We start from the raw sequence: 20,481 nt of genomic DNA, 5'->3' as shown, positions 1-20,481 counted from the left end.
GTGAGACCGCCCAAATTAACCACATTGATCTCCGATTTCCCCACCCAATACGTATTCGCTTTTCGGAGAGCCGGAAAGAATTACAGAAACGTGCCGAGACTCACTTCCCATCCGACTTTCTATGAAAACCCTGCCACGCGAAACAAGGGGCCACAAGCAATGACGCTACCCGACTTTTTATGCTGCGGAAAGTCGAGTACACCCGGGAGCGCCACTAAGTATTCACCGGAGCTAGTGTGAGTAGTCTGACCGAGTCAAAGTATTGCAGAACCGCCCTGCCGCACACTTCTCCGAACTCCGTCGCGAGCCCCCGCTAGTGTAGGCGGTCCGATTTGCCGTCCTTCGGCCTGCCCGGATCCGGCCGTCGAAGTTGTTTCGCGAGCATGCGGCGCTCTTCGACGGATGAGTGAGCTAAAGGGGCAGGCACCCAGTCGCGGCTGAACAGGCGGCGGCCACGACCTACTTCCAGGGGCCACTCACTTGGCCAAGGGCCATTTCCATGGCCGGGGGCTCGCCGAGCGAGATCCAACCCAGACCGACCAGATCCTTCAGCCGAAACGTGCGCCGGGATGCTTCAGGAGCCGTTGTCGTCCTGCGTCCCCTCATGCTGCACGCGAGACGCTGTGGCAGGGCCCGGATGCCGAGCAGTGTCCGAACCAGCGACGCCTGAAAGAAGTCCATCTCACGAGCTGCCTCGGAGCACTGGCGGCGGGTGCCCGGGAAGATGTCGGAATGCGCCACGGAGAAATCGAGTCCTGGCAGGAACTGTTCCATGAGCAATTGCGAGCCAGCTGCACGTGCACGGCGCTATCGAGGCGGTTGTGCCGATGTCGCACTCATAAAGGCTCACTTCCTGCACATGCCGGTGTTTGCCTTGCGACGACGACCGAACGGTTCCGTTCTCGTCCCCTCGCAGACCAGATGGCACTGCCATAGACGAGCGAAATAGCTCTGCTATTCACATTCAAGGGTGGGGCGAATCCATCACTTATCGTTCATTTCCTCGGGAACGGTGAGTATCCGGATTTCCGATCCGTCCCGCAGCACCACCAATTCCAACGGCACACCAATCGCCTCGGCAAACAGCAGCTTTTGCAGGCTCTCGGCATTGGACACGGCTTTTTCACCGACTCTGAGGAGCACGTCGCCGGACCGAAGTCCTGCCCGCTCGGCGGGCGAGTCCACCAGGACCTCGACCACGAGGAGCCCTTCCCGGTGTCCGGTCCGGACCACAGAGCTTGGCGGCAGCTGGACAGGGGTGTTGACGAGCCCCAGATAGGCACGCCGGACCCGTCCGTCCTTGAGCAGCGCGGCGATGATCCGCCGCGACGTGGCGTTGACAGGAACCGCCAGACCCAACCCGGCCCCGGCCACCGCCGTATTGATGCCAACGATCCTGCCGCGCGCGTCCGCCAGCGCCCCGCCGGAACTTCCCGGGTTCAGTGCCGCGTCCGTCTGGATCACGTCTTCGATGATGCGGCGGTTGCGTCCGGACCGGACGGGAATGGAGCGGCCCAGCCCGCTGACGACACCTGCGGTCACGGAGCCTGAGAGGCCCAAGGGGTTCCCGACCGCGATGACCAGCTGCCCCACCCTGAGTGACTCCGCATCGCCGAGCTCCGCCGGCGCCGCCGTGGGGGCCCTGCCGTGCACGACTGCCAGGTCCGAGAGTGGGTCCGAGCCGACCACTTCCACGGCCGTGGGCGTCCCGTCGGAGAACACCGCGCTGCCGGCCCGGGCGCCACCCACGACGTGGGCGTTGGTGAGGAGGTACCCGTCGGAGGTGAACAGGACGGCAGAGCCGGCGCCCATCCGGAATCGCCCGTTCCGCCCGGCGCCTGTCACTTCGAGTGCCGCCACATGGGGCGTCACCGCAGCCGCGACGCGAATCACTGTTGCGGAGTAGGAATCGAGGGGGTCCTCGGACGCCTCGGGGCCAGGGACCCGGCTGATCGCAGTGGCCACAGCGCACCTCCTGAACTGGTACTTATCCAAGTCAACCACCGGCAGGGCAGGGGTAGTCCGGCGCCCCCTACGCCCTCAGAGAACTACGCCGGAAGTCGGGCCCCCAGGGCGGCAGTTAATCCGGACGGCGTTCCGCCGCTAGGCTCAGAGGAGACCAGACTTTCAGCCACAGGAGAACCTACGTGAACCCAGCGTCCGCTTCACCCGAACCGCTGCCTCCGCTGGGCCTGAGCTGGGGCATCAAGCGCAGCTTCATCGACTACATCACCAGCCTGCCGGACGGGTCCGTTTCGGCGACCGGCGGGGCGACCGTCGCCGCAGCGTCGCTTTTCTGCTTCAGTCCCGAATCCTCGGACTACGACCCCGCGCGCGGCACCGGGGTGCTGCGCTTCCGCGGGGATGTCCGGCTCGCCGGCCACCACGGCATGCTGCTGGTCCGGCTCCTGGACCCCTGGATCACCTTCACGAGCGGCAGCGGCGTGCTCTCCATCAGCTCGGGCGACGGCGGCGGCCAGGACCGCACCACCGTCGGTTTCCTCAGCCCTTCCACCCCGCACGAAGCCGGCGGATCCCTGGTCTGGGAACACGTCGACGTCGTCATTTCCCCGGAGGGGTCCGAACTCTTCGACGGCCAGTATGCCGCCGGGCAGCCGATGGATCCAGTGTTCATCCGGATCGCCGGCTAGCCCGCGGAACCTCAAAGGAGAACTTCAATGGTGGAAGCCACGGACGCTGTTGAAGCAGCCTGCCGGCATGTGCTCGCCGCTCTGGACAGGGGACCGTCGCCGGATGACCAGGACACGGCCGACTTCCGGCGCCGTCTTGACGCCCACCTCCCCGACCTCGCCCGATTATTCCACGGTCTCTACGGGACGCGGACCGACTGGCTGGACCAGCTCGCTGCCCTCGTCAACCAGGCCGCCCAGTCGTGGGCGGTGCGCCCAGCGGAGCTGAAGGCCCTCGACGCCGCCCGCGAGGACAACAGCGGCTGGTTCCTGTCCAACCAGATGCTCGGCGGAGTGTGCTACGTCGACCGTTACGCCGGGGATCTGGAGGGCGTCCGGGCCCAGATCCCCTACTTCAAGGAACTTGGGCTCAACTACCTGCACCTGATGCCCCTGTTCCTGGCACCCGAACCGCACTCCGACGGCGGCTATGCCGTCTCCAGCTACCGCGAAGTCAACCCCAAGCGCGGCACCAAGGAACAGTTGCGCACCCTGGCCGGCGAGCTCCGGGCCAACGGCATCAGCCTCGTCCTGGACTTGATCTTCAACCACACCTCCGATGAACACGAGTGGGCCTGCAAGGCTTCCGCCGGCGATCCTGGCTACAGCGACTACTACTGGATCTATCCCGACCGGACCATGCCGGACGCGTTCGAGACAGAGGTGCGGGAGATCTTCCCGGATGATCATCCGGGCTCATTCGTGCCAATGCTCGACGGTCGCTGGGTCTGGGCGACATTCCACACCTTCCAATGGGACCTGAACTACTCCAACCCTGAGGTCTTCCGGGCGATGGCGGGCGAGATGCTCTTCCTCGCTAACCAGGGAGTGGACATCCTCCGGATGGATGCGGTCGCCTTTATCTGGAAACAGTTGGGAACGCCCTGCGAGAACCTGCCGGAGGCCCACCTCCTGCTGCGGGCCTTCAACGCCGTTTGCCGGCTCTCCGCACCCTCCCTGCTGTTCAAGTCCGAGGCGATCGTGCACCCCGACGAAGTGGCGCAGTACATCGACCCGGCCGAATACCAGCTCTCCTACAACCCCCTGCAGATGGCCCTCACCTGGGAAGCCATGGCCACCCGGGACGTTTCCCTCCTGGCGCAGGCCCTGGAGCACCGGCACAACATCCCGGAGGGAACGTCCCGGGTGAACTACGTCCGGAGCCACGACGACATCGGCTGGACCTTTGCCGACGAGGACGCCGCCGGGTTGGGCATCAACGGATTCGACCACCGCAGGTTCCTGAATGCTTCTACGCCACCGATTCCCGGGCAGTTTCGCCCATGGCGTCCCGTTCCAGGACAATCCCCGGACGGGAGACTGCCGCATTTCCCGGCCGACCGGTATGCCCGACGCGGCGACCCCTCCAGCTCCGAGGGCGCCGTATTCGCCGGGCTCCGGACCATGATTTCGGTCCGGTCCCGCACGCCGGAAATGGCCGGGACGAAGCTGCTGGACTTTGCCACCGGCATTCCGGGGGTCCTCGGCTACCAGCGGCCCTGCGACGGAACCCGGATACTGGCCCTCGCCAACTTCAGCGACCCGGCACGGAAAGTGCCCGCGCTGACCCTCTCCGGATTCGCGGCTCGCGCCGTCAATGTCCTGACCGGAAACCTGATGGGGCTTGAGCAAGGAATTGGCTCCAGCCCTGGCAGTTCGTCTGGCTCAGGGTAACGCCGGTGTCCTAGGGCTTCGGACGCTCCGAACCGCGGCTTGCACGCGCCGGCTGGCCCTATGCGTCCCCGTGTGATTGCGGCACCTGGGTAGCGGGACCGAAAAGCCAGCCGGCGACGTCGCTGCGCAGCACCAAATGGGGTCCGCCCGTTGCGCTGACACTGCCGGTGGGAACGTAATAACCGCGACCTGCGCCCGGGCCGCCCGCTGCGCGGTCGAGGGCCTCGGTGAGGTGTCTGGGCAGGTGCCCGGCCGGGCCGAGGGCCCGGAGTCCATCAAATTCCTCCGGCGTGAGCCTTCCGAGTACTGCAGCGATATCGGCCATCGCGAATCCCTTCTGGCGGACGGTGCTTGAAGAATCAGCCTAGGACCGCGGCATGAACGCCACGTGAAATCCGGACGACGATCGTCGAACATCAGGCGGGCACCCGGTGGCGGCCACACCCGGGTGTTGTCAGTGTCACTGCACGCAGCCCCCTTACACCCAGCAAATTAACGGTCGGATGCTGTACCGTTCAATTCCGGGAAACCCAGAACAACGGAATCGAGAATTAACCAGGTGGCAACCGACTATGACGAAGTCCGATCCGACGTTGCGGAATCACGCAACGCCTCGCTGGAGGCCCTCCGCTCCGCGAACGCGCCGGACGCCCGCAGCGTAACCCGTGAGCTCGACGAGGCTGACACCTCCGAAGGCGTCGAACTGCCGGGCGCCGACCTGTCCGGCGAGGAACTGACGGTTACCGTCATTCCACAGAAGGAAGACGAGTTCACTTGCTACTCGTGCTTCCTGGTCCGGCACCGCTCGCAGCTGGCCCGCGAAAAGGCAGGCCATTCGTACTGCGCTGACTGCATGAGCTAACTGCATCAATTAGCCCCGCTTCACATTTCGACCGCTACGACGCCGGGCATGCCATGTCCGGCACGTTCCCGATACGCTCCTCTTTGACGATGCGCCGCATGCCGGCAAGTAGCCGGAGGCAGGAACCATGCGGAGCTGGAGTACTAAACGGGACGACCCTGCTCACACAGAGGCTGACGCCCCCGCTGATGACCGGCTCGTTTTCGACAGCTTCGGCACCGGCAGCACCGGTACCGGAGCTGTTGCCGTTGGCGCGGAGGCCCGGCGCTTCGGACGCGGCGGGAGCCTCAAGACCGAATGGTCCAGGGCGTTCGCGCTCATGCTGGTGGCGCTGCTTCTTGGGGCTCTCGCGACAGTTGTCGGACTGAGGGTGGTCACAGACCAGGTCCAGGCAACGGCAGCCCAGCTGCACCGTGAGTCGGATGCCGTGGCGGGATTACGCTCCGCCCTTGACGCCCATGAGCAGACCGGCCACGAACTTCTGTCCAACGCGCCAGTCGACCGAACCGCGTTCCTGCAGCAGCAACAGGACATCTCGCGCCGTTTCGACGACGCCGTCCGGGTCCTTCCGTCCGAAAGGGACATGCGCGCCACCGCGAGCGAGGCCCTCACCGAGTGGCAGGCTGGCCTCGCGAAACACGGTCTGTGGGGCAGCGGGGTGCAGACTCTCTCGGGAAACCGAGTGGCCGAGTCCCCGGACCTCGCCGCGTCCGGGGCGGGCGTCCGCGCGTTGCTGGACGGGATCCAGAGCTCGGCCCTTGAATCCCTGGATTCGGGCCTGGCGTACAGTGCCGAACTCCAGCAGATCGTGATCGCGGCCCGCAGCGCTCTATTTGGGTTGGCCGCGGTCGGTGTCGTCTATTTCCGGAACAGGATCGTCAAATTCCTGATCCGGCCGGTGGAAGACCTGCACCGCGGTGTCCATAAACTGCAGACCGGCGACTACACCCACCGCATCGCTGTCGCCCGGTACGACGAGCTGGGCGAGTTGGCGGAGGCCTTCAACTCCATGGCCGGAGCCGTGCACCACAGCCACCTGGCCCTGACCCACCGGGCCACCCATGACCCGTTGACGGGTCTGGCCAACCGTGCGGCATTGAGGGAGCGCCTGTCGGCAGTGTTGAATCCGGGTTCGAACTTTGGGTCCCGGCACGAATGTCTGCTGATGATCGACGTCGATGACTTCAAGGACGTCAACGACTCACTGGGGCACGAAGGCGGCGACCTGCTGCTGGTCCAGCTGGCGGTCCGGCTCCAGGGCTGCGTGCGCGCCAGCGACCTGGCCGCCCGTCTGGGCGGGGACGAGTTTGCGATTGTGGTCACGGACGACGCCGACGGTTCCGTCACCGCCGGGATCGCCGAGCGGATTCATGATGCGCTGCGGGCACCGTTCTCCGTCGGCGAAGTCCGGTTGAAGGTCTCGGTCAGCATGGGCGCGGCACAGTGGCACCGGGGAACCGGTGATTCCGCCGAACTGATGCGGCAGGCCGACTTTGCGATGTACATGGCCAAACAAGGCGGCAAGGGCCGCTACCAGCTCTTCGACGCCGAGGGCTACAAGAAGATGACGTACCACGCTGCCCTCCGGGCCGACCTTGCCACCGCAGTGACCCGGCGGGAGCTTCGGCTCGAATACCAGCCGGTGGCCGATCTGCGCACCGGGGACATCCTGGGAGTGGAGGCGCTCGTGCGTTGGAATCACCCCACGCTGGGGCTGCTGTTGCCCGCAGCTTTCATCCCCCTGGCCGAGGAGACCGGGGACATCGAAGCGATCGGCCGCTGGGTGTTGAGAACCGCCACCCGGCAGGCCGCGGCCTGGCGGGCGTCGATCGGCCACTGCGAAAACCTTTGGGTCTCCGTCAACCTGTCCACGCTGCAGTTGCCCAGCCCGCGGAACCTGGCCGCGATCGAAAGCATCCTGATGGATCCCGCATCCCAAGCGGACAAGGTTGTTCTGGAAGTCACCGAAACGGCATTGGCCAGCAGCGTCGATGGCGGCATCACGGCGCTCCACCGGCTGAAGAGCTGCGGGGTCCGCATCGCCATCGATGACTTTGGAACCGGGTACTCCTCCTTGAGCACCCTGGCCGACCTGCCCGCGGACATCCTCAAGATCGACCGTTCCTTCCTCTCCGCCAGCAGCTCCGACGGGCCCTCCGCCGCCATGCTCGAAGGCATCCTTGGACTGGCCCATAAGCTCAACCTCGAGGCGGTCGCCGAAGGGATCGAGGACCTCGGGCAGCTGGCTCTGCTCCGGGACCTGGGCTGCCGCCTGGGGCAGGGGTATTTCCTGTCCCGTCCCGGCCCGGCACCACTGATCGAGGCACTCCTCGCCTCCGGTGCCCGGCTCCAGCCGCCGGCCCGGGCTGGGTCTTCAGATTCCTGAGGCGGCCCGCCGTCCGGCTTTCAGCAGGCGCAACCCGCTGGCAAGGACGCCCACGTGGCTGAAGGCCTGAGGAAAATTCCCAAGGAACTCCCCCGTGCCTGGATGGATTTGCTCCGGCAGCAAACCGAGCGGGTTCGCGCGGCCGCAGAGAGCCTCGTACAGCGCGTAGGCCTCATCGATCCTGCCTTGACCGGCGAGGTTGTCCACCAGCCAGAAGCTGCACAGCAGGAAGGCGCCCTCGCCTCCCGGCAGACCATCGGGTGACACTTCGGGGCGGTACCGGAAGAGCAGCCCGTTGCCGGCGTCGAGCCCTTCCATGATTGCCCTGGTGGTTGAGATCATCCGTGGGTCGTCGAAGGCGATGACATTGCGGACGGGCAGCGTCAGCAGTGCCGCGTCGAGACCACCAGCGCCGCCGAGGTTTTCCGTGAATGTCTGAAGGTCGGGGTTCCACGACTGTGTCAGCGCGGCTTCGCGGATGTCTTTGGCGGCGGCTTCCCATCTCCCCCTGGGGTAGGACAGTCCGTGCCTGCGTGCAATCTGGATGCCGCGATCCACGGCCACGTAACAAAGTGCCGCCGAGTAGGTAAACGTACGCCCCTCGGACCGGATCTCCCATGGTCCGCTGTCCGGGGTCCGCCAGCGGGCGATGGCGAGTTCGACGATGGGGACCAGCGCGGCCCAAAGCCGGCCATCCACGCGCCCTCCGCTGTTCGACCACTGGTAGGCGATATCGATGATCTCGCCGTAGACGTCGTGCTGGAGCTGATGAATGGCACCGTTCCCCCACCGGACCGGGGCCGAGCCGCGGTAGCCGCGCAGCACCGGGTCCTGGACCTCGTCCGGCGGTTGCGAGCCGTCCAGCGCATACATCACATGCGGTGCGCCATCCCTTTCAACGTTCGTCAGCACCCACGCGAGGAAGACATCCGCATCGCTGGGGTCACCGATACGCCGGAACACATAGTTCGAGAACGACGCGTCGCGCACCCAGGTGTAGCGGTAATCCCAGTTTCGCGGCGCCCCAGGCCACTCCGGCAGCGACGAGGTGGCCGCTGCCATGATGGCACCCGTCTCTGCATGGTCCAGCAGCTTCAGCGTCAGCGCCGATCGCTTCATCAGTTCGGCCTGCGACCCCTGGCAGTCCAGCCCCGAGGCCCAGCGCCGCCACGCGGCAACGGTCTGGTCGATGAGCTTCCGCGAATCCGGGTGCTGCCGGAGCCGGAAACGCCCCGACCAGTGCAGGGCTGCGGTGATCGTTTCGCCGGCCCGCAACGTCAGCTCCGCCGACAATCCCCGCCCGTCCGGAGCCAGTTCCACCGACGACCACAGATACACCTCCGAAACGCGGCCGCTCTCCCACGCGAAGCGCCAGCCCCCGGCGAGCTCGTCAAAAGTGACGCCGGCCCTGGGGACCAGCCGGATGCGGAGGCGCACATCCCCTCCCACCGCCTGGACAAACCGGAGCAGCTCGCTGCGGCCGGCCGGGACAGGCTCGACCAACTCGGCGCCGGAGCGCAGCGTCAGGCAATCCGTGATTTGGAGCAGGCCACGGTCAGAGGCAAGCGTGGTGACCAGGACGCAGGAGTCCTCCATGTACCGCTGGGCCGATGATTGGAGCGAAACCGGAGCGATTTCGAAGAGTCCGCCATTCTCCGCGTCAAGGATTCCGGCGAGGAAGGGCGGGCTGTCGAACTCCGGGATGCAGAGCCAGGAAATTCCGCCGTCCCGTCCCACGAGTGCGCAAGTGGACCCATCGCCGATGAGTCCGTGGTCCTCGATGGGCAGGTACCCGTCCCGGCGAACAATCGAACGCATGTGCGCAGCAGGGAACACTACTGCGGACTCCTTCAATCTCCTTGTGCGGCTTCCTCCCTATATTCTCCACCTGTCCGGCCACGGAGACCACAAGCCCGACGGCGGCACGGCCCCGTGCGGGCCGGGCCCCGCAGCTGAAGTCGGCTCAGCGCCGGGCGCGCTCCGCCAGCGCCTTCAGAACTGCCAGGAGTGCCGGAGTGGGATTTTGGATGCTCGCCGCGTACTGGGTGTGCTTCCCGAGATATTTCTTGATGTACGGGCACACCGGGACAATCTTCAAGCCGGCGGCAACCGTCTCGTCGAGCGCCTGCGCCGCGAGCCGGCCGGCCAGGCCCTGGCCGCCGTATTCCCTGTCGATGACCGTGTGGTAAAAAATCCGGTGGCCGCCGCCGTCGTCCACGTACGCCGCCTGGCCGATGCGCGTGCCGCCGTCGAGCACTTCGAAGCGCAGCCGTTCCGGATTGTTGCGGATGGTGATTTCGTTCAAAAGCTTCTCGCTTCTCGTGGGGCGTGCGAGGTCAACGCGGGTGGACTGCCGCCGCAGAGACCGGCGTCAGGCACGGGGACGGAGCCGGGCATTGGGCAGTGCGGGCGCCGGCAGCGGGGCGGGTTCCCCGGGAGGGAAAGTACCGAACCGCGGGCCAGTGGTTTCCGTCCCGGCAGCGGGGCGGCCGTCCTCGACGCCGATCTCCGCCTGCCACTGTGCCCGGTACCGGACGATTTCCTCGTGGCTTCGTCCCACAAAGTTCCACCACATCACGATCTGTTCGCCGAGGGGTTCGCCGCCGATCAGCAGTGCCCGGAGTGGGTCGGCGCCGGCCTGCAGGACGAGGGACGTGCGCCCCACCGGCAGGTAGGCGAGGTAATCCTTGGCCACCGGATGACCATCGAGCATAAGGACCCCGGTGTCCACCAACAATCCATGTTCAAACGACGGATCGGTGTCCAGGCTCAGGGTGGTTCCGGCATCCAGCAGGATCTCAACTCCAAGCAGCGGCGTGTGGGTGGTGACCGGCGAACTGGCCCCGGCGATTGATCCCAGGAAGACCCGCATGGTCCAGCCGGGTCCGGACAGTGGGTCGGGGCGGTAGTGCTCAAACGTGGGCTCCATCTGCCGGGCGCTGTCCGGCAACGCCACCCACAGCTGTGCACCATGCAGGACGTCGGTGCCGGGAGTGGAAAATTCCGAGTGGCTGATGCCTCGGCCGGCGGTCATCAGGTTGACCTCGCCCGGCCGCACGGCGGCGTGGAAGCCGGCCGAATCGCGGTGTTCTATCTCGCCGGTAAAGAGCCAACTGACCGTCTGCAGCCCCGTGTGCGGATGGCGCGGCACGTGCATGCCCCCGGACTCGCCAACCCGGTCCGGACCGTAGTGGTCCAGGAAACACCAGGCACCGATGAGGCTTCGCCGGCGCTGAGGCAGGGTCCGTCTCACGTCCATGGCCCGCGGTCCGCCCAGCGGGACCTGCCGGGGGGCGAGAATTTCCACCCCGACACAGCTGTCGTCCGTTGCACAAAGGATCTCCTGGGGGGCCACCTCGGTATTGCTCATAAATGACAGCCTAGCGATTGAACTGCGGTAGCCGCAGCCTCTCCAAGCGTCATGATGGAGTTATGACCATCGCCGAGTTGCCCGTCACCATTGCCGTGGGCGAATCCGTCATCTCGGGCATCTATACCCGGCCCGAGAAGCCCCTTGCTGCGCTGGTGCTCGCCCACGGGGCGGGGGCCGGCATGGATCACCCGTTCCTTGCCGGGTTCGCCCGCGCCCTGGACGGGCTGGGCGTCGCGACGCTCCGCTTCAACTTCCCCTACCGCGAGGCCGGCCGGAAGTTCCCCGACAGACCTCCGGCAGCCATTGCTGCCTGGCGGGCCGCCATGGCTGAGGCCGCCGCCAGGTCCGCGGGCGAGCCGCTCTGGGCCGGGGGCAAGTCCTTTGGTGGACGCATGGCCTCGATGGCCGTTGCCGAGGGAATGCCCGCGGCCGGTCTCGTCTACCTCGGCTACCCGCTGCATCCCCTTGGTAAGCCTGAAAAGATGCGGGATGAGCACCTCTACGGGCTGACCCTGCCGATGCTTTTCCTCCAGGGCACGCGCGACCCGTTTGCCACGCCCGAACTGTTGGAGGCCGTGGTGGCCCGCATCGGCCCGTCAGCAACCCTGGAGTGGCGCGACGGCGGGGGCCACACCTTCGAGGTCAAGGGAACGAGGCGCAGCCCGGAGGAGGTCGGGGCATCACTTGCCGGGCCGGCCGCGGCCTTCATCGCCTCACACCACTCCGGCTGAGGCTCCGCCGCCTCAGAGCCATCCGGTCCGTCGCAGCGGGGGTTCGGTGCCGCCGGGCCGCTGGACCAGGATCTGGTTGACGCCAGTCAGTCCCGTTTCGAAGCCCAGGGCGCTGGCGGCCATGTAGAGCCGCCAGACCCGGGCACGCCCTTCGCCGGCAAGCTGCACGGCCTCGCTCCAGTGGTCCTCGAGGTTCCGCACCCAGACCCGGAGGGTGAGTGCGTAGTGCCGGCGCAGGGCCTCGACGTCGAGCACTTCCAGTCCGCCGGATTCAAGGGCCCCAACCATTTCGGCCAGGCCGAGCATCTCCCCGTCCGGGAACACGTAGCGGGGGATGAAGGAGTCCGGATCCGGCGCTGTGGGTCCGGCGTTCCAGGAAATGGCGTGGTTGAGGAGCCGCCCGCCTGGCCGGAGCAGGCCGTGCAGCCTGGCGACGTACTCGGGCATCTGCTCGCGGCCCACGTGCTCGGACATGCCGATGGAACTGATCGCGTCGTAAGGGCCGTCGGCGACGTCGCGGTAGTCCTGGACGCGGATGGAAACGCGGTCAGTCAGGCCGGCGTCTGCCACCCGCTTTCCCGCCATGGCCGCCTGTTCACGCGAAAGCGTCACGCCCACGACGTCGACTCCATAGTTTTGGGCCGCCCGCAGGGCAAAGCTCCCCCATCCACATCCGACATCCAGCACCCTCATGCCGGGCTGGAGTCCCAGCTTCCGGCAGACCAGATCGATCTTGGCGTCCTGCGCAGAGCCCAGACCGGTGTCTACGTCCTCCCACACCGCGCAGGAGTAAACCATGGACGGGCCGAGGACCAGGGCGTAGAAGTCGTTGCCGACGTCATAGTGGTGGGAGATGGCCGCAGCGTCGCGCTTCCGCGTGTGCCGCCGGCCGGCGCGGACGATTTTTGCTTCCTCCGGCGGCGGAGCAGGATTGGGGCCCAGTGCTCCGAGCAGCGCGGCATTCTTGAGGATGGTCACCACTTCTCGCACAGTGGGACGCCGGAACGGCCCGGGTTCGGCGAACTTGCCGGCGGAACTCAGGGCGGCGAAGGTGGCGAAGACGTCGCCCGGGGCATCAATGTCCCCGGCAACGTATGCGCGGCTCAGTCCAAGCTGTCCGGGAGACCACAGCATCCGGCGCAGGGCCCGCCGGGAGCGGAACTCCACGACCGGTGCTCCCGCCGCACCGGCTTCCGAACCGTCCCAGGCCTTGAGCCGGAGCGGGATGTCCTCCGTGCCAAGGACGATGGCGAGTACTTCAGCCAGCCGTGGCGCCGCCCCAAATTCCTTCGTCATGATCATGGCCTTTCGTCCGATGCAACATTCCGTCCCAATCTAATTCGATGCTCCGCTCCAGAACAGGGGCCGGATGGCCCTGACGTCGCTTCCGTCCGGGGCCCGTGCCTCTGGCGCTCACAAGGCAGGACGCCTATGGTCATTGCCATGACTGAAGCTCTCTCGTCTCTCGCGGAGGCATTCAAGAATGTGGGTGTGTCCAGGGCCTACGGTCCGGCCGTCACGGTGGAGGGCGAGGAGCTGATCCCGGTGGCCCTGGTGTCCTTCGGCTTTGGCGGCGGCCAATCCGCCGGCGGCGGGGACGCGGCCGGCCGAAAAGCAGTCGGCGGGAACGCGGTCGCCGGAAACGCCGCCGGGAACGCCCCCCTGGACGGCAGCCCGGAAAACGCGGCGGGTGGCGGCGGAGGCGGCTTTGTGCTTCCGCTGGGCGTGTACTGCCGCGGGCGGAACGGGCGGGTGGCGTTCCGGCCCAACAGCATCGCCGTACTTGCCGGACTGGTTCCGCTGGTGTGTGCCGTGGGAATCGCGGTACGCGGAGCGCTCCGAGCCCTTCATCGCCGCTGACGCCACAGCGAAGCGTGCCCCCGCGGTGGCACTGGCGCGGTGCCACCGCGGGATGGCACTAAACGGACAGGGAGTTCTTCTGCCGCCGCGTCAGGGTGTTGACGGTGCCGCAATTCGAGCACATGATGCGGTAGGACCGCGAGGTGGTGAACACCGGGATAAGGAAGAGCGTCAACCTGGTGGCCCGTTCTTCCAGCCCGTGGTGACACACGCGTCCGCAACGCTGGCAGGTGGCCGGACGCCCGGGCAGCGGATGCTCCACAGTCTTGAGGCCGAAGAGAATGAACATTGGGTCCTCAGCCTTTCTTGACCGGCGGTGCGGACAGGTGTGCCGCGAGCCCGGACAACAGGATGGTGAGTCCCTCGTCCAGCTCTGCGGCGCCGTCGTAGTCAGCGAGCGCGGGAGCCAGGGCACGGAGCCGCGGGAACTCTTTCGGCGGCAGACGGTGCAGTCCAAGGCGCAGCAAGGCCTCGTTTTCATCGGGGTCCACGATGAACTCCTGAAGTTCGTTCAGGATGTGGCCGTAGAGGAATCCGTAGTAGGCCCGGTAGACGTGCAGGGCATCGGAGGCGGTAAAGCCAGCGTCAATCAGCAGGCCAAGAATCTGCTCCAGCGGCCGGAGGGTGCCCAGCGGACGGAGACCCAGCGGGGTCGAGAGCGGCCGGGTCACCAGCAGCGGAACCACGTTGGGGTGGCGGAGCGCGAGTAGCCGGAGATCGTGCGCGATGCGCCGCAGCTGTCCCTGCCAGTCGGGGTCGTCAGCAAAAATGGCCAGCTCGTTCAGGACCAGCTCCGTGACGCCGTCCAGGAGCGCGGCCCGGTTGGCTGCGTAGCGGTACAGCCCCATGGGGTCCCGGTGCAGGGCCTGCCCCAGCCGGCGCATGGTCAACGCCTCCAGCCCCTCTTCGTCGACAAGTTTCAGGGCGGCTTCCAGCACAATCTCACGGCTGAGGCGGATCTTCCGGGTAACACTGCGGCCTTCGTCGCCTGCGGGTTGCTGCGGGGTTGCCATAATAACTTGCCACTTCCTCAAGCCTTGGGCCAACGCACCGCGACTGCGGCGCCACTTGCCAGAGTTGTAGTCTACGCCTAATATCTACGATGTAGACTTCCCCGGATGACGTGTTCATGGACATGGAAACCGGGAGAGGGTACCCCGGTCCGTCCCCGGCCTTTCGGGATCGCCCGCTGACTGCCTTAGGGCACGTCGGGCCGCGGAAGGCTGACCTTCGGACCAAGACCTTCGGCGCCCTGTGCACGGCGCGGAACTAACCGCTGCTGTAGCCACACGGCAGCATCCACTGCACAGCCCGGAAGAGAGCCAACCATGGCCGCTTCACCGACTCCCCCTGCCCACATCGTCCGCTTCCTCGCGGAGGCCACCATCGCAGGAACCGACGATGGCCCCTCGCTGAGGAAAGACCAGCTCTATGGCCTCTACATCAGCTGGTGCCTGCTGCACGACGACGCACCGCACCCGTTTTCCGGCTTTTGGGCGGCACTCAGGGCCCACCGCATCAACCCCGGCCGCAGCAGGCTCCGCATGGCGGGTCCGGCGGCCACCGATTACATCCTGGCCACGTACCCCGCCCTGAACTGAGCAGACCCTGGTCCCCCGTTTCCCCGGCGGGGCGCCCGCCCGGACAAAAGGCCGGCGTGACACACTGTGGGCGTGAACAACGTAACGGACGAGCCGGCGGAAACGATGCAGGATGCTGACGTGCCCCGGTGGTGGACAGGACTCGGACTTCCGGGCCTGATCGACATCCATACGCACTTCCTCCCCGAGCGGATGCTGCGGCGAGTGTGGGCGCACTTCGATGAGGCGGGCCCCCTGATTGGCCGCCCCTGGCCCATCACCTACCGGACGGACGAGGCGGGCAGGCTGGACCGGCTGCGCCAGCTTGGACTGCGGCACTTTACCGCACTGACCTATGCGCACCGTCCGGGCATGGCGGCCGACCTCACCGATTTCGCTCTCGAGCTAGCCGCCGCCGAGCCGGACTGTGTCCCGAGCGCCACGTTCTTCCCCGAAGACGGCGTCCTGGACCAGGTGCAGTCGGCGTTGGCACGCGGGGCGCGGGTCTTCAAGATCCACGCGCAGGTGGGCGGGTTCGATCTGCGCGAGCCGGTGCTCGACCCGGTCTGGGGGCTGCTGGCCGAAGCCGGCGTTCCGGTTGTAGTGCACGTCGGCAGCGGCCCGGTTCCACGCCCCGGCTTTACCGGTCCGGACAAACTTGAGGGGGTGCTGCGCCGCCATCCCCGGCTGACCGCCGTCGTCGCCCATATGGGGGCACCGGAGTACGGCGAATTCCTGGACCTGGCGGAGAGATACCCCCAGGTGCACCTGGACACGACCATGGTCTTCACGGATTTCTTCGAGGCGGCCGCGCCCTTCCCGCCTGAGCTGCTGCCACGGCTGGCCGCGATGCCGGAGCGGATTGTTCTTGGCAGCGACTTCCCGAACATCCCGTACGCCTACGCCCATCAGCTGGAGGCTCTGGAACGGCTCCGCGACAAGGACCCCCGCCTCGACGACGACTGGCTGCGCGCCGTCTGCTGGTTCAACGGCCAGCGGCTGCTGGGCGTCTGATTCCCGCCTAGTCCTTGGTTCTGGCCCGGCTGGGCTGCACCCGCATCGGCTCGCCCGGCATCTTCGGGAAGTCCGGCGGGAACGGCATCTCCCCCAGCCCGGCCGCAAGGTCCCGCTTCCACCACCCCAGGAGGACGTCGATCGTGCCCGGCGTCGCGTGCATGTCCGCCCACGGGTCCCCGGTGGCCTTGAGCCGCTGCGGCACCGTGGTGATGGTGAAGTCCTTGGTGTCGACGCGCTCCAGTTCGTCCCAGCCGATGGGGCACGAAACTGTCGCGCCGGGCAGCGCACGCGGACTGTAAGCCCCGGCCATGGTGCGGTCGCGGTTCGCCTGGTTGAAGTCGACGAAGATCCGGGTTCCGCGTTCCTCTTTCCACCACGCGGTGGTGACCGCCCGCGGCATCCGGCGCTCCAGTTCGCGGGCGGCGGCGATTACGGCGTGCCGTACCTCGAGGAACTCATGGCTGGGTTCTATCGGGGAGAACACGTGCAGTCCCCGGTTGCCCGAGGTCTTGATGAACGACTCCAGGCCGGCCTCGGACAGCACGGAGCGCAGTTCCAGCGCGGCAGTCACGGCATCCTCGAAGCCGGTGCCCGGCTGCGGGTCGAGGTCGATCCGGAGCTGGTCCGGGTTGTCCGGGTTGCCGGCCCGCGAGGCCCAGGGGTGGAACACCACCGTGTTCATCTGGACCGCCCAGACGGCGGCGGCGATCTCATCAATCACCAGTTGGGGGTGCGAGCGACCGCTGGGGTAAACCACCATCACCGAGCGCACAAAGTCCGGGGCGCCCCGGGGCGGATTCTTCGAGAAGAACTGCTCGCCCTCGATGTTGCCGGAGAACCGCTGCAGAGTCACCGGACGGTCGCCGTTCGCCGCCAGGAAACAGTCGCCGACGTCGATCATGTAACGTGCGAGATCCAGCTTGGTCAACCCGAGATCCGGCCAGAGGACCCGGCGGGGGCTGGAGATCCTCAGTTCGCGGTTGCCGCTGGGGCTGCTGACAGTGACGGTGACTTCTTCCCTGGCCATGGGGACAAGGTACCCTCCGGACGGGGTCAACTGAATAGCAGGCCGTGCACAATCACTGCCTGCTGACCCTCCGGGTGCTGAGGACTAGGGTGAATCATGGACACCACGCCGGCCCGGGACGGCCGCATTACGTCCCTCTACACCGACCATTACGAACTGACCATGCTGCAGGCGGCCCTTCATTCCGGGGCGGCGGAGCGGAGAACCGTCTTTGAGGCGTTCGCCCGGGCCTTGCCGGAGGGCCGCCGCTACGGGATCGTCGCCGGGACGGGGAGGCTGCTGGAGGGCCTTGCCGGCTTCCGCTTCGGCCCGTCGGAGCTGGAGTTCCTGGACCGGACCGGCGTCGTCAACGGGGAAACCCTGGCCCGCCTCGCGGACTTCCGGTTCTCCGGCGACATTTGGGGCTACCCCGAGGGAGAGGCGTATTTTCCCTACTCCCCCGTCCTGATCGTGGAATCCAGCTTTGCCGAAGCCTGCATCCTGGAGACGTTCGTGCTGTCCGTCCTCAACCATGACAGCGCCATAGCCTCGGCGGCTTCCCGGATGGTCAGCGCGGCAGGAGGAAGGCCCTGCCTTGAGATGGGTTCACGCCGGGCCCAGGAGGAGGCCGCCGCCGCGGCTGCCCGCGCCGCCGTCATCGCGGGCTTCGCCGGAACGTCGAACCTGGAAGCCGGCCGGCGCTTCGGGCTCCGAACGGTGGGCACAGCTGCGCATTCCTTTACGCTCCTGCACGACACCGAACGGGATGCCTTCCGGGCGCAGCTGGACTCGCTGGGGCCCGGGACCACCCTCCTGGTCGACACGTACGACGTCGAAGCGGCCGTCCGGACCGCCGTCGAGCTCGCCGGGGACAAGCTGGGGGCCGTGCGGCTCGATTCCGGTGACCTGCTGGCGCAGGCGAGGTGGGTCCGTGAACTGCTGGACAGCCTGGGCAACGTCCACACGAAGATCGTGGTCACGTCCGACCTCGACGAATATTCCGTAGCTGCCCTGCGGGCGGCGCCGGCCGATTCGTACGGCATCGGAACGGCGCTGGTCACCGGTTCCGGTGCCCCCACCGCCGGGATGGTCTACAAACTGGTCAGCCGCACCAACGACGCCGGGGAGTTCACCTCGGTGGCCAAGAGCTCCAAGAACAAGATCAACGTCGGCGGGCGGAAGCATCCGGTACGCAGGCTCGACCGCTCCGGCACAGCCACCCACGAGGTCCTGGGGGTAGGGCGCCTGCCAGCGGACGAACCCAGCGCCAGGCCACTGTTGCAGCAGTTCATCCGCGCTGGCGAACTCCTGCCGGGATGGACCGGCCCGGAGGCCGTGGCACGGGGCCGCCGCCGGCACGCCGACACCATGGCCGAGCTGCCCGCCGTCGTGACCCGGCTCCAGCGCGGGGAACCCGCCATACCGACCATCTACGCGTGAGGCAGCCGCCTGGCGTGCCGGAATCCTGCCGGCGGGACGGCTGGCCGGCCCGGGGTTCCGCTTCGGCGCTCCAGCTCGTCGGTGACGAGCCGCAGCAGCTTTCCGGCAGACTCCGAGAGGTCCCTGCCGTTGTCCGGCGAGGCCATTTCAACGCACTGCAGCAGGGCCGAGCGGAGCCGCACCAACTGCGAGGAGGGCACCAGGGGCCAACGGCGGAAGGAGTCAAAGATCAATCCGGCACCATGGGCATGGGCGACGGACCCGTACCCGACGGCCAGTTCGGGCCTCATGCCGCACGCCCCCGGCCGGTCTTTCCAGTGCCGATCAATATGTTCCCGCGCCATCCCGAATCCCGGATCATGGCCACGGCCTGAGAATCTGCGGCGGTCAGCTTCCGCAGGTCCATCACCACCTGGAGGCCATACCCAAAAGATTCTGCCCGGTGGGCGACCGCGATAAGGCTTGGAACATTGCGAACGGTGAGTTGGCCCACCGGTGAAACGAGTGCGGATTCCGAACTGAGGTCGACAGCGACGGTGATGCCGAGTTTGCTGGTCATAATAAAAAGGTCCCCTGTGAAGCATGTGCGGCCGACTGCATGACCTCTTCTAGGATAGCCAACGCGCCGTGGGCTGCGTCACAATTACGTAATAGCTGCCCGCAAATCAGTTCCGGTTCTTGGTCCGGGCGGTCGCCGGCGCCGTCCACGGGTCCTCCGGCCAGGGATGCCTGGGGTACCGGCCGCGCATCTCGGCACGGACCTGCGCGTAGGGCCCGGACCAGAACGAGGCGAGGTCGTCCGTGACGGCCAGGGGCCGCCGGGCAGGCGAGAGCAGATGGAACAGCACCGGTACCCTGCCGCCCACAAGGCGCGGCGTCCGGTCCCAGCCGAAGCACTCCTGAAGCTTGACGGCGACAACCGGGCGCGCGCCGTCGTCACCGACTTCGGGATAGTCGATCTTCACCCAGGAACCGCTCGGCACCTCCAGCCGCTCCGGGACCAGCTCACCGAGCCGGGCCGCGTCGGGCCACGGCAGCAGGCGCCGCAGCGGGTCTGCCAGGTCGATCCCGCTCGTGGAAGCGCCGCCGGCCAGCGCCTCGAGTTCCGGGGCCAGCCACTCGTCGAGGCGGGCCAGCAGTCCCGGCTCGGACACGTCAGGCCACGGGTCCCCGAGTTCCCGGTGCACCAGGGCAAGACGGCGGCGCAAGGCCCCGGCCGCCGTCGACCATCCAATGGTTCCGAGCCCCTCCTTCGCCAGCGCCCGGGCGACTGCCGCACGGCCCTCGGCGGCGGAGGGACGGACCGGCGTGGAGGAAAGCACAATCGCGCCCAGCCGGCGTTCCTTCCGGGCGGTCACCCGGCCCTGGCTGAACTGGGCCTCCACGGTGTCAGCCAGGAGGTGCCGGGCGGCGGCCTCGGCCGTGTCCGCCGTCAGCGGGGCAGCGGAACGGATGACGGCGCCGGTGCCGGCCGCGTCGCGCCCCTGGGCCCGGGAGACCTCAGCGACGGCGAGCCATTCGTGCCCGGACAGCGAGCTTCCGGCCGGAAGACCTGCCCGCGTCCCTGAGCTGAGCAGGTAGCGCTCCGGCCCGCCGCCGGGGACCCGGCGCGCAACGCGGTCCGGGAACGCGAGGGCGACGACGAAGCCGACCGCCTCCCGAGGCGTGACCGGGGAGGTCAGCGGAGGACCCTTCACGCCGGAACTCTCGTGCCGTGCGATCGCCTCCATCCGCCGGACATCCTCCTTCCAGCGCCGCGAGGCCGGCTCCTTGCCCGTGCGCAGTGCGGCCAGGAGGCGTGGGAGATCGGCACCCGGGGCGGGGGGGGGGGGGGCTGATGCCCTTGGATGCGAATGCGGCGG

The 20,481-nt window shown here is 67.2% G+C and carries 21 protein-coding genes and 1 pseudogene; 9 read left to right on the top strand and 13 right to left on the bottom strand.

What is annotated here, in order from left to right; all coding sequences use genetic code 11:
• Positions 1–459 precede the first annotated feature (459 nt).
• On the bottom strand, positions 460–774 hold the full coding sequence (locus QCD75_RS10315) for a hypothetical protein (RefSeq protein WP_301228265.1): 315 nt from the start codon (positions 772–774) through the stop codon (positions 460–462).
• 210 nt (positions 775–984) lie between these two features.
• Positions 985–1,965, bottom strand: a complete 981-nt coding sequence (locus tag QCD75_RS10310) for a S1C family serine protease (RefSeq protein WP_301228263.1) — start codon at positions 1,963–1,965, stop codon at positions 985–987.
• A gap of 182 nt (positions 1,966–2,147) precedes the next feature.
• Between QCD75_RS10310 and QCD75_RS10305 the strand changes: the two genes are divergently transcribed.
• On the top strand, positions 2,148–2,651 hold the full coding sequence (locus QCD75_RS10305; RefSeq protein WP_301228261.1) for an HtaA domain-containing protein: 504 nt from the start codon (positions 2,148–2,150) through the stop codon (positions 2,649–2,651).
• A gap of 27 nt (positions 2,652–2,678) precedes the next feature.
• A pseudogene (locus tag QCD75_RS10300) lies at positions 2,679–4,378 on the top strand (alpha-amylase family glycosyl hydrolase).
• Between the two features lie 44 nt (positions 4,379–4,422).
• Here QCD75_RS10300 and QCD75_RS10295 read toward each other — a convergent pair.
• Complete coding sequence (locus QCD75_RS10295; protein ID WP_301228258.1) at positions 4,423–4,689, bottom strand: hypothetical protein; 267 nt, start codon at positions 4,687–4,689, stop codon at positions 4,423–4,425.
• A gap of 234 nt (positions 4,690–4,923) precedes the next feature.
• Between QCD75_RS10295 and QCD75_RS10290 the strand changes: the two genes are divergently transcribed.
• The gene (locus QCD75_RS10290) at positions 4,924–5,226 is read left to right on the top strand and encodes a DUF4193 domain-containing protein (protein ID WP_056426952.1); all 303 of its coding nucleotides are present in this window, start codon (positions 4,924–4,926) and stop codon (positions 5,224–5,226) included.
• Positions 5,227–5,353: 127 nt separating this feature from the next.
• Positions 5,354–7,612, top strand: a complete 2,259-nt coding sequence (locus QCD75_RS10285) for a putative bifunctional diguanylate cyclase/phosphodiesterase (RefSeq protein ID WP_301228254.1) — start codon at positions 5,354–5,356, stop codon at positions 7,610–7,612.
• Here the strand turns inward: QCD75_RS10285 and QCD75_RS10280 are convergent.
• The 3 genes from QCD75_RS10280 to QCD75_RS10270 form a co-directional block, all read right to left on the bottom strand.
• On the bottom strand, positions 7,601–9,430 hold the full coding sequence (locus QCD75_RS10280; RefSeq protein WP_301228252.1) for a glycoside hydrolase family 15 protein: 1,830 nt from the start codon (positions 9,428–9,430) through the stop codon (positions 7,601–7,603). The two genes, QCD75_RS10285 and QCD75_RS10280, sit on opposite strands and share 12 nt — an antisense overlap.
• A 145-nt stretch (positions 9,431–9,575) precedes the next feature.
• Positions 9,576–9,917, bottom strand: a complete 342-nt coding sequence (locus QCD75_RS10275; RefSeq protein WP_367400646.1) for a GNAT family N-acetyltransferase — start codon at positions 9,915–9,917, stop codon at positions 9,576–9,578.
• A gap of 66 nt (positions 9,918–9,983) precedes the next feature.
• Entirely contained in the window at positions 9,984–10,982 is a 999-nt protein-coding gene (locus QCD75_RS10270; protein WP_301228250.1) for a pirin family protein, read from the bottom strand.
• A gap of 62 nt (positions 10,983–11,044) precedes the next feature.
• Between QCD75_RS10270 and QCD75_RS10265 the strand changes: the two genes are divergently transcribed.
• Entirely contained in the window at positions 11,045–11,716 is a 672-nt protein-coding gene (locus QCD75_RS10265; protein WP_301228248.1) for an alpha/beta hydrolase family protein, read from the top strand.
• Between the two features lie 12 nt (positions 11,717–11,728).
• On the opposite strand, the gene QCD75_RS10260 is transcribed toward QCD75_RS10265, so the two are convergent.
• A complete protein-coding gene (locus tag QCD75_RS10260; RefSeq protein ID WP_301228246.1) occupies positions 11,729–13,012 on the bottom strand; it encodes a class I SAM-dependent methyltransferase in 1,284 nt (427 codons plus the stop codon).
• A gap of 147 nt (positions 13,013–13,159) precedes the next feature.
• Between QCD75_RS10260 and QCD75_RS10255 the strand changes: the two genes are divergently transcribed.
• The gene (locus QCD75_RS10255; protein WP_301228244.1) at positions 13,160–13,576 is read left to right on the top strand and encodes a hypothetical protein; all 417 of its coding nucleotides are present in this window, start codon (positions 13,160–13,162) and stop codon (positions 13,574–13,576) included.
• Positions 13,577–13,634: 58 nt separating this feature from the next.
• On the opposite strand, the gene QCD75_RS10250 is transcribed toward QCD75_RS10255, so the two are convergent.
• Entirely contained in the window at positions 13,635–13,865 is a 231-nt protein-coding gene (locus QCD75_RS10250) for a zinc-ribbon domain-containing protein (RefSeq protein WP_301228242.1), read from the bottom strand.
• Positions 13,866–13,872: 7 nt separating this feature from the next.
• Entirely contained in the window at positions 13,873–14,589 is a 717-nt protein-coding gene (locus QCD75_RS10245; RefSeq protein WP_301228240.1) for a TetR/AcrR family transcriptional regulator C-terminal domain-containing protein, read from the bottom strand.
• 315 nt (positions 14,590–14,904) lie between these two features.
• On the opposite strand from QCD75_RS10245, the gene QCD75_RS10240 reads away from it, so the two are divergent.
• Together QCD75_RS10240 and QCD75_RS10235 are read left to right on the top strand one after the other, a co-directional pair.
• Positions 14,905–15,177 (top strand): hypothetical protein, encoded by a 273-nt coding sequence (locus tag QCD75_RS10240; RefSeq protein WP_301228238.1) that lies wholly within the window; start codon positions 14,905–14,907, stop codon positions 15,175–15,177.
• Positions 15,178–15,249: 72 nt separating this feature from the next.
• Positions 15,250–16,170, top strand: coding sequence for an amidohydrolase family protein (locus QCD75_RS10235; protein WP_301228236.1), 921 nt, complete (start codon positions 15,250–15,252; stop codon positions 16,168–16,170).
• A 7-nt stretch (positions 16,171–16,177) separates the two neighbouring features.
• Here QCD75_RS10235 and ligD read toward each other — a convergent pair whose 3' ends face one another.
• Entirely contained in the window at positions 16,178–17,200 is a 1,023-nt protein-coding gene (gene ligD, locus QCD75_RS10230; protein WP_301228234.1) for a non-homologous end-joining DNA ligase, read from the bottom strand.
• 96 nt (positions 17,201–17,296) lie between these two features.
• Between ligD and QCD75_RS10225 the strand changes: the two genes are divergently transcribed.
• Positions 17,297–18,619 carry a nicotinate phosphoribosyltransferase gene (locus QCD75_RS10225; protein WP_301228232.1) on the top strand — a complete coding sequence of 441 codons (1,323 nt, stop codon included), beginning with the start codon at positions 17,297–17,299 and terminating at the stop codon, positions 18,617–18,619.
• On the opposite strand, the gene QCD75_RS10220 is transcribed toward QCD75_RS10225, so the two are convergent.
• The 3 genes from QCD75_RS10220 to QCD75_RS10210 all read right to left on the bottom strand — a co-directional run.
• Complete coding sequence (locus QCD75_RS10220; protein WP_301228230.1) at positions 18,610–18,909, bottom strand: hypothetical protein; 300 nt, start codon at positions 18,907–18,909, stop codon at positions 18,610–18,612. The genes QCD75_RS10225 and QCD75_RS10220 overlap by 10 nt on opposite strands.
• A complete protein-coding gene (locus QCD75_RS10215) occupies positions 18,906–19,178 on the bottom strand; it encodes a hypothetical protein (protein WP_301228228.1) in 273 nt (90 codons plus the stop codon). Before QCD75_RS10215 ends, QCD75_RS10220 begins: the two co-directional genes overlap by 4 nt.
• Before the next feature lie 106 nt (positions 19,179–19,284).
• A partial coding sequence (locus QCD75_RS10210) for an ATP-dependent helicase C-terminal domain-containing protein (RefSeq protein WP_301228226.1) occupies positions 19,285–20,481 on the bottom strand: 1,197 nt, incomplete at its 5' end.

The sequence above is a fragment of the Arthrobacter sp. PsM3 genome (assembly GCF_030433895.1).
GTDB lineage: Bacteria > Actinomycetota > Actinomycetes > Actinomycetales > Micrococcaceae > Arthrobacter.
Note: the sequence above shows the minus strand (reverse complement) of the source record. Positions and strands in the feature narration are given on the sequence as shown.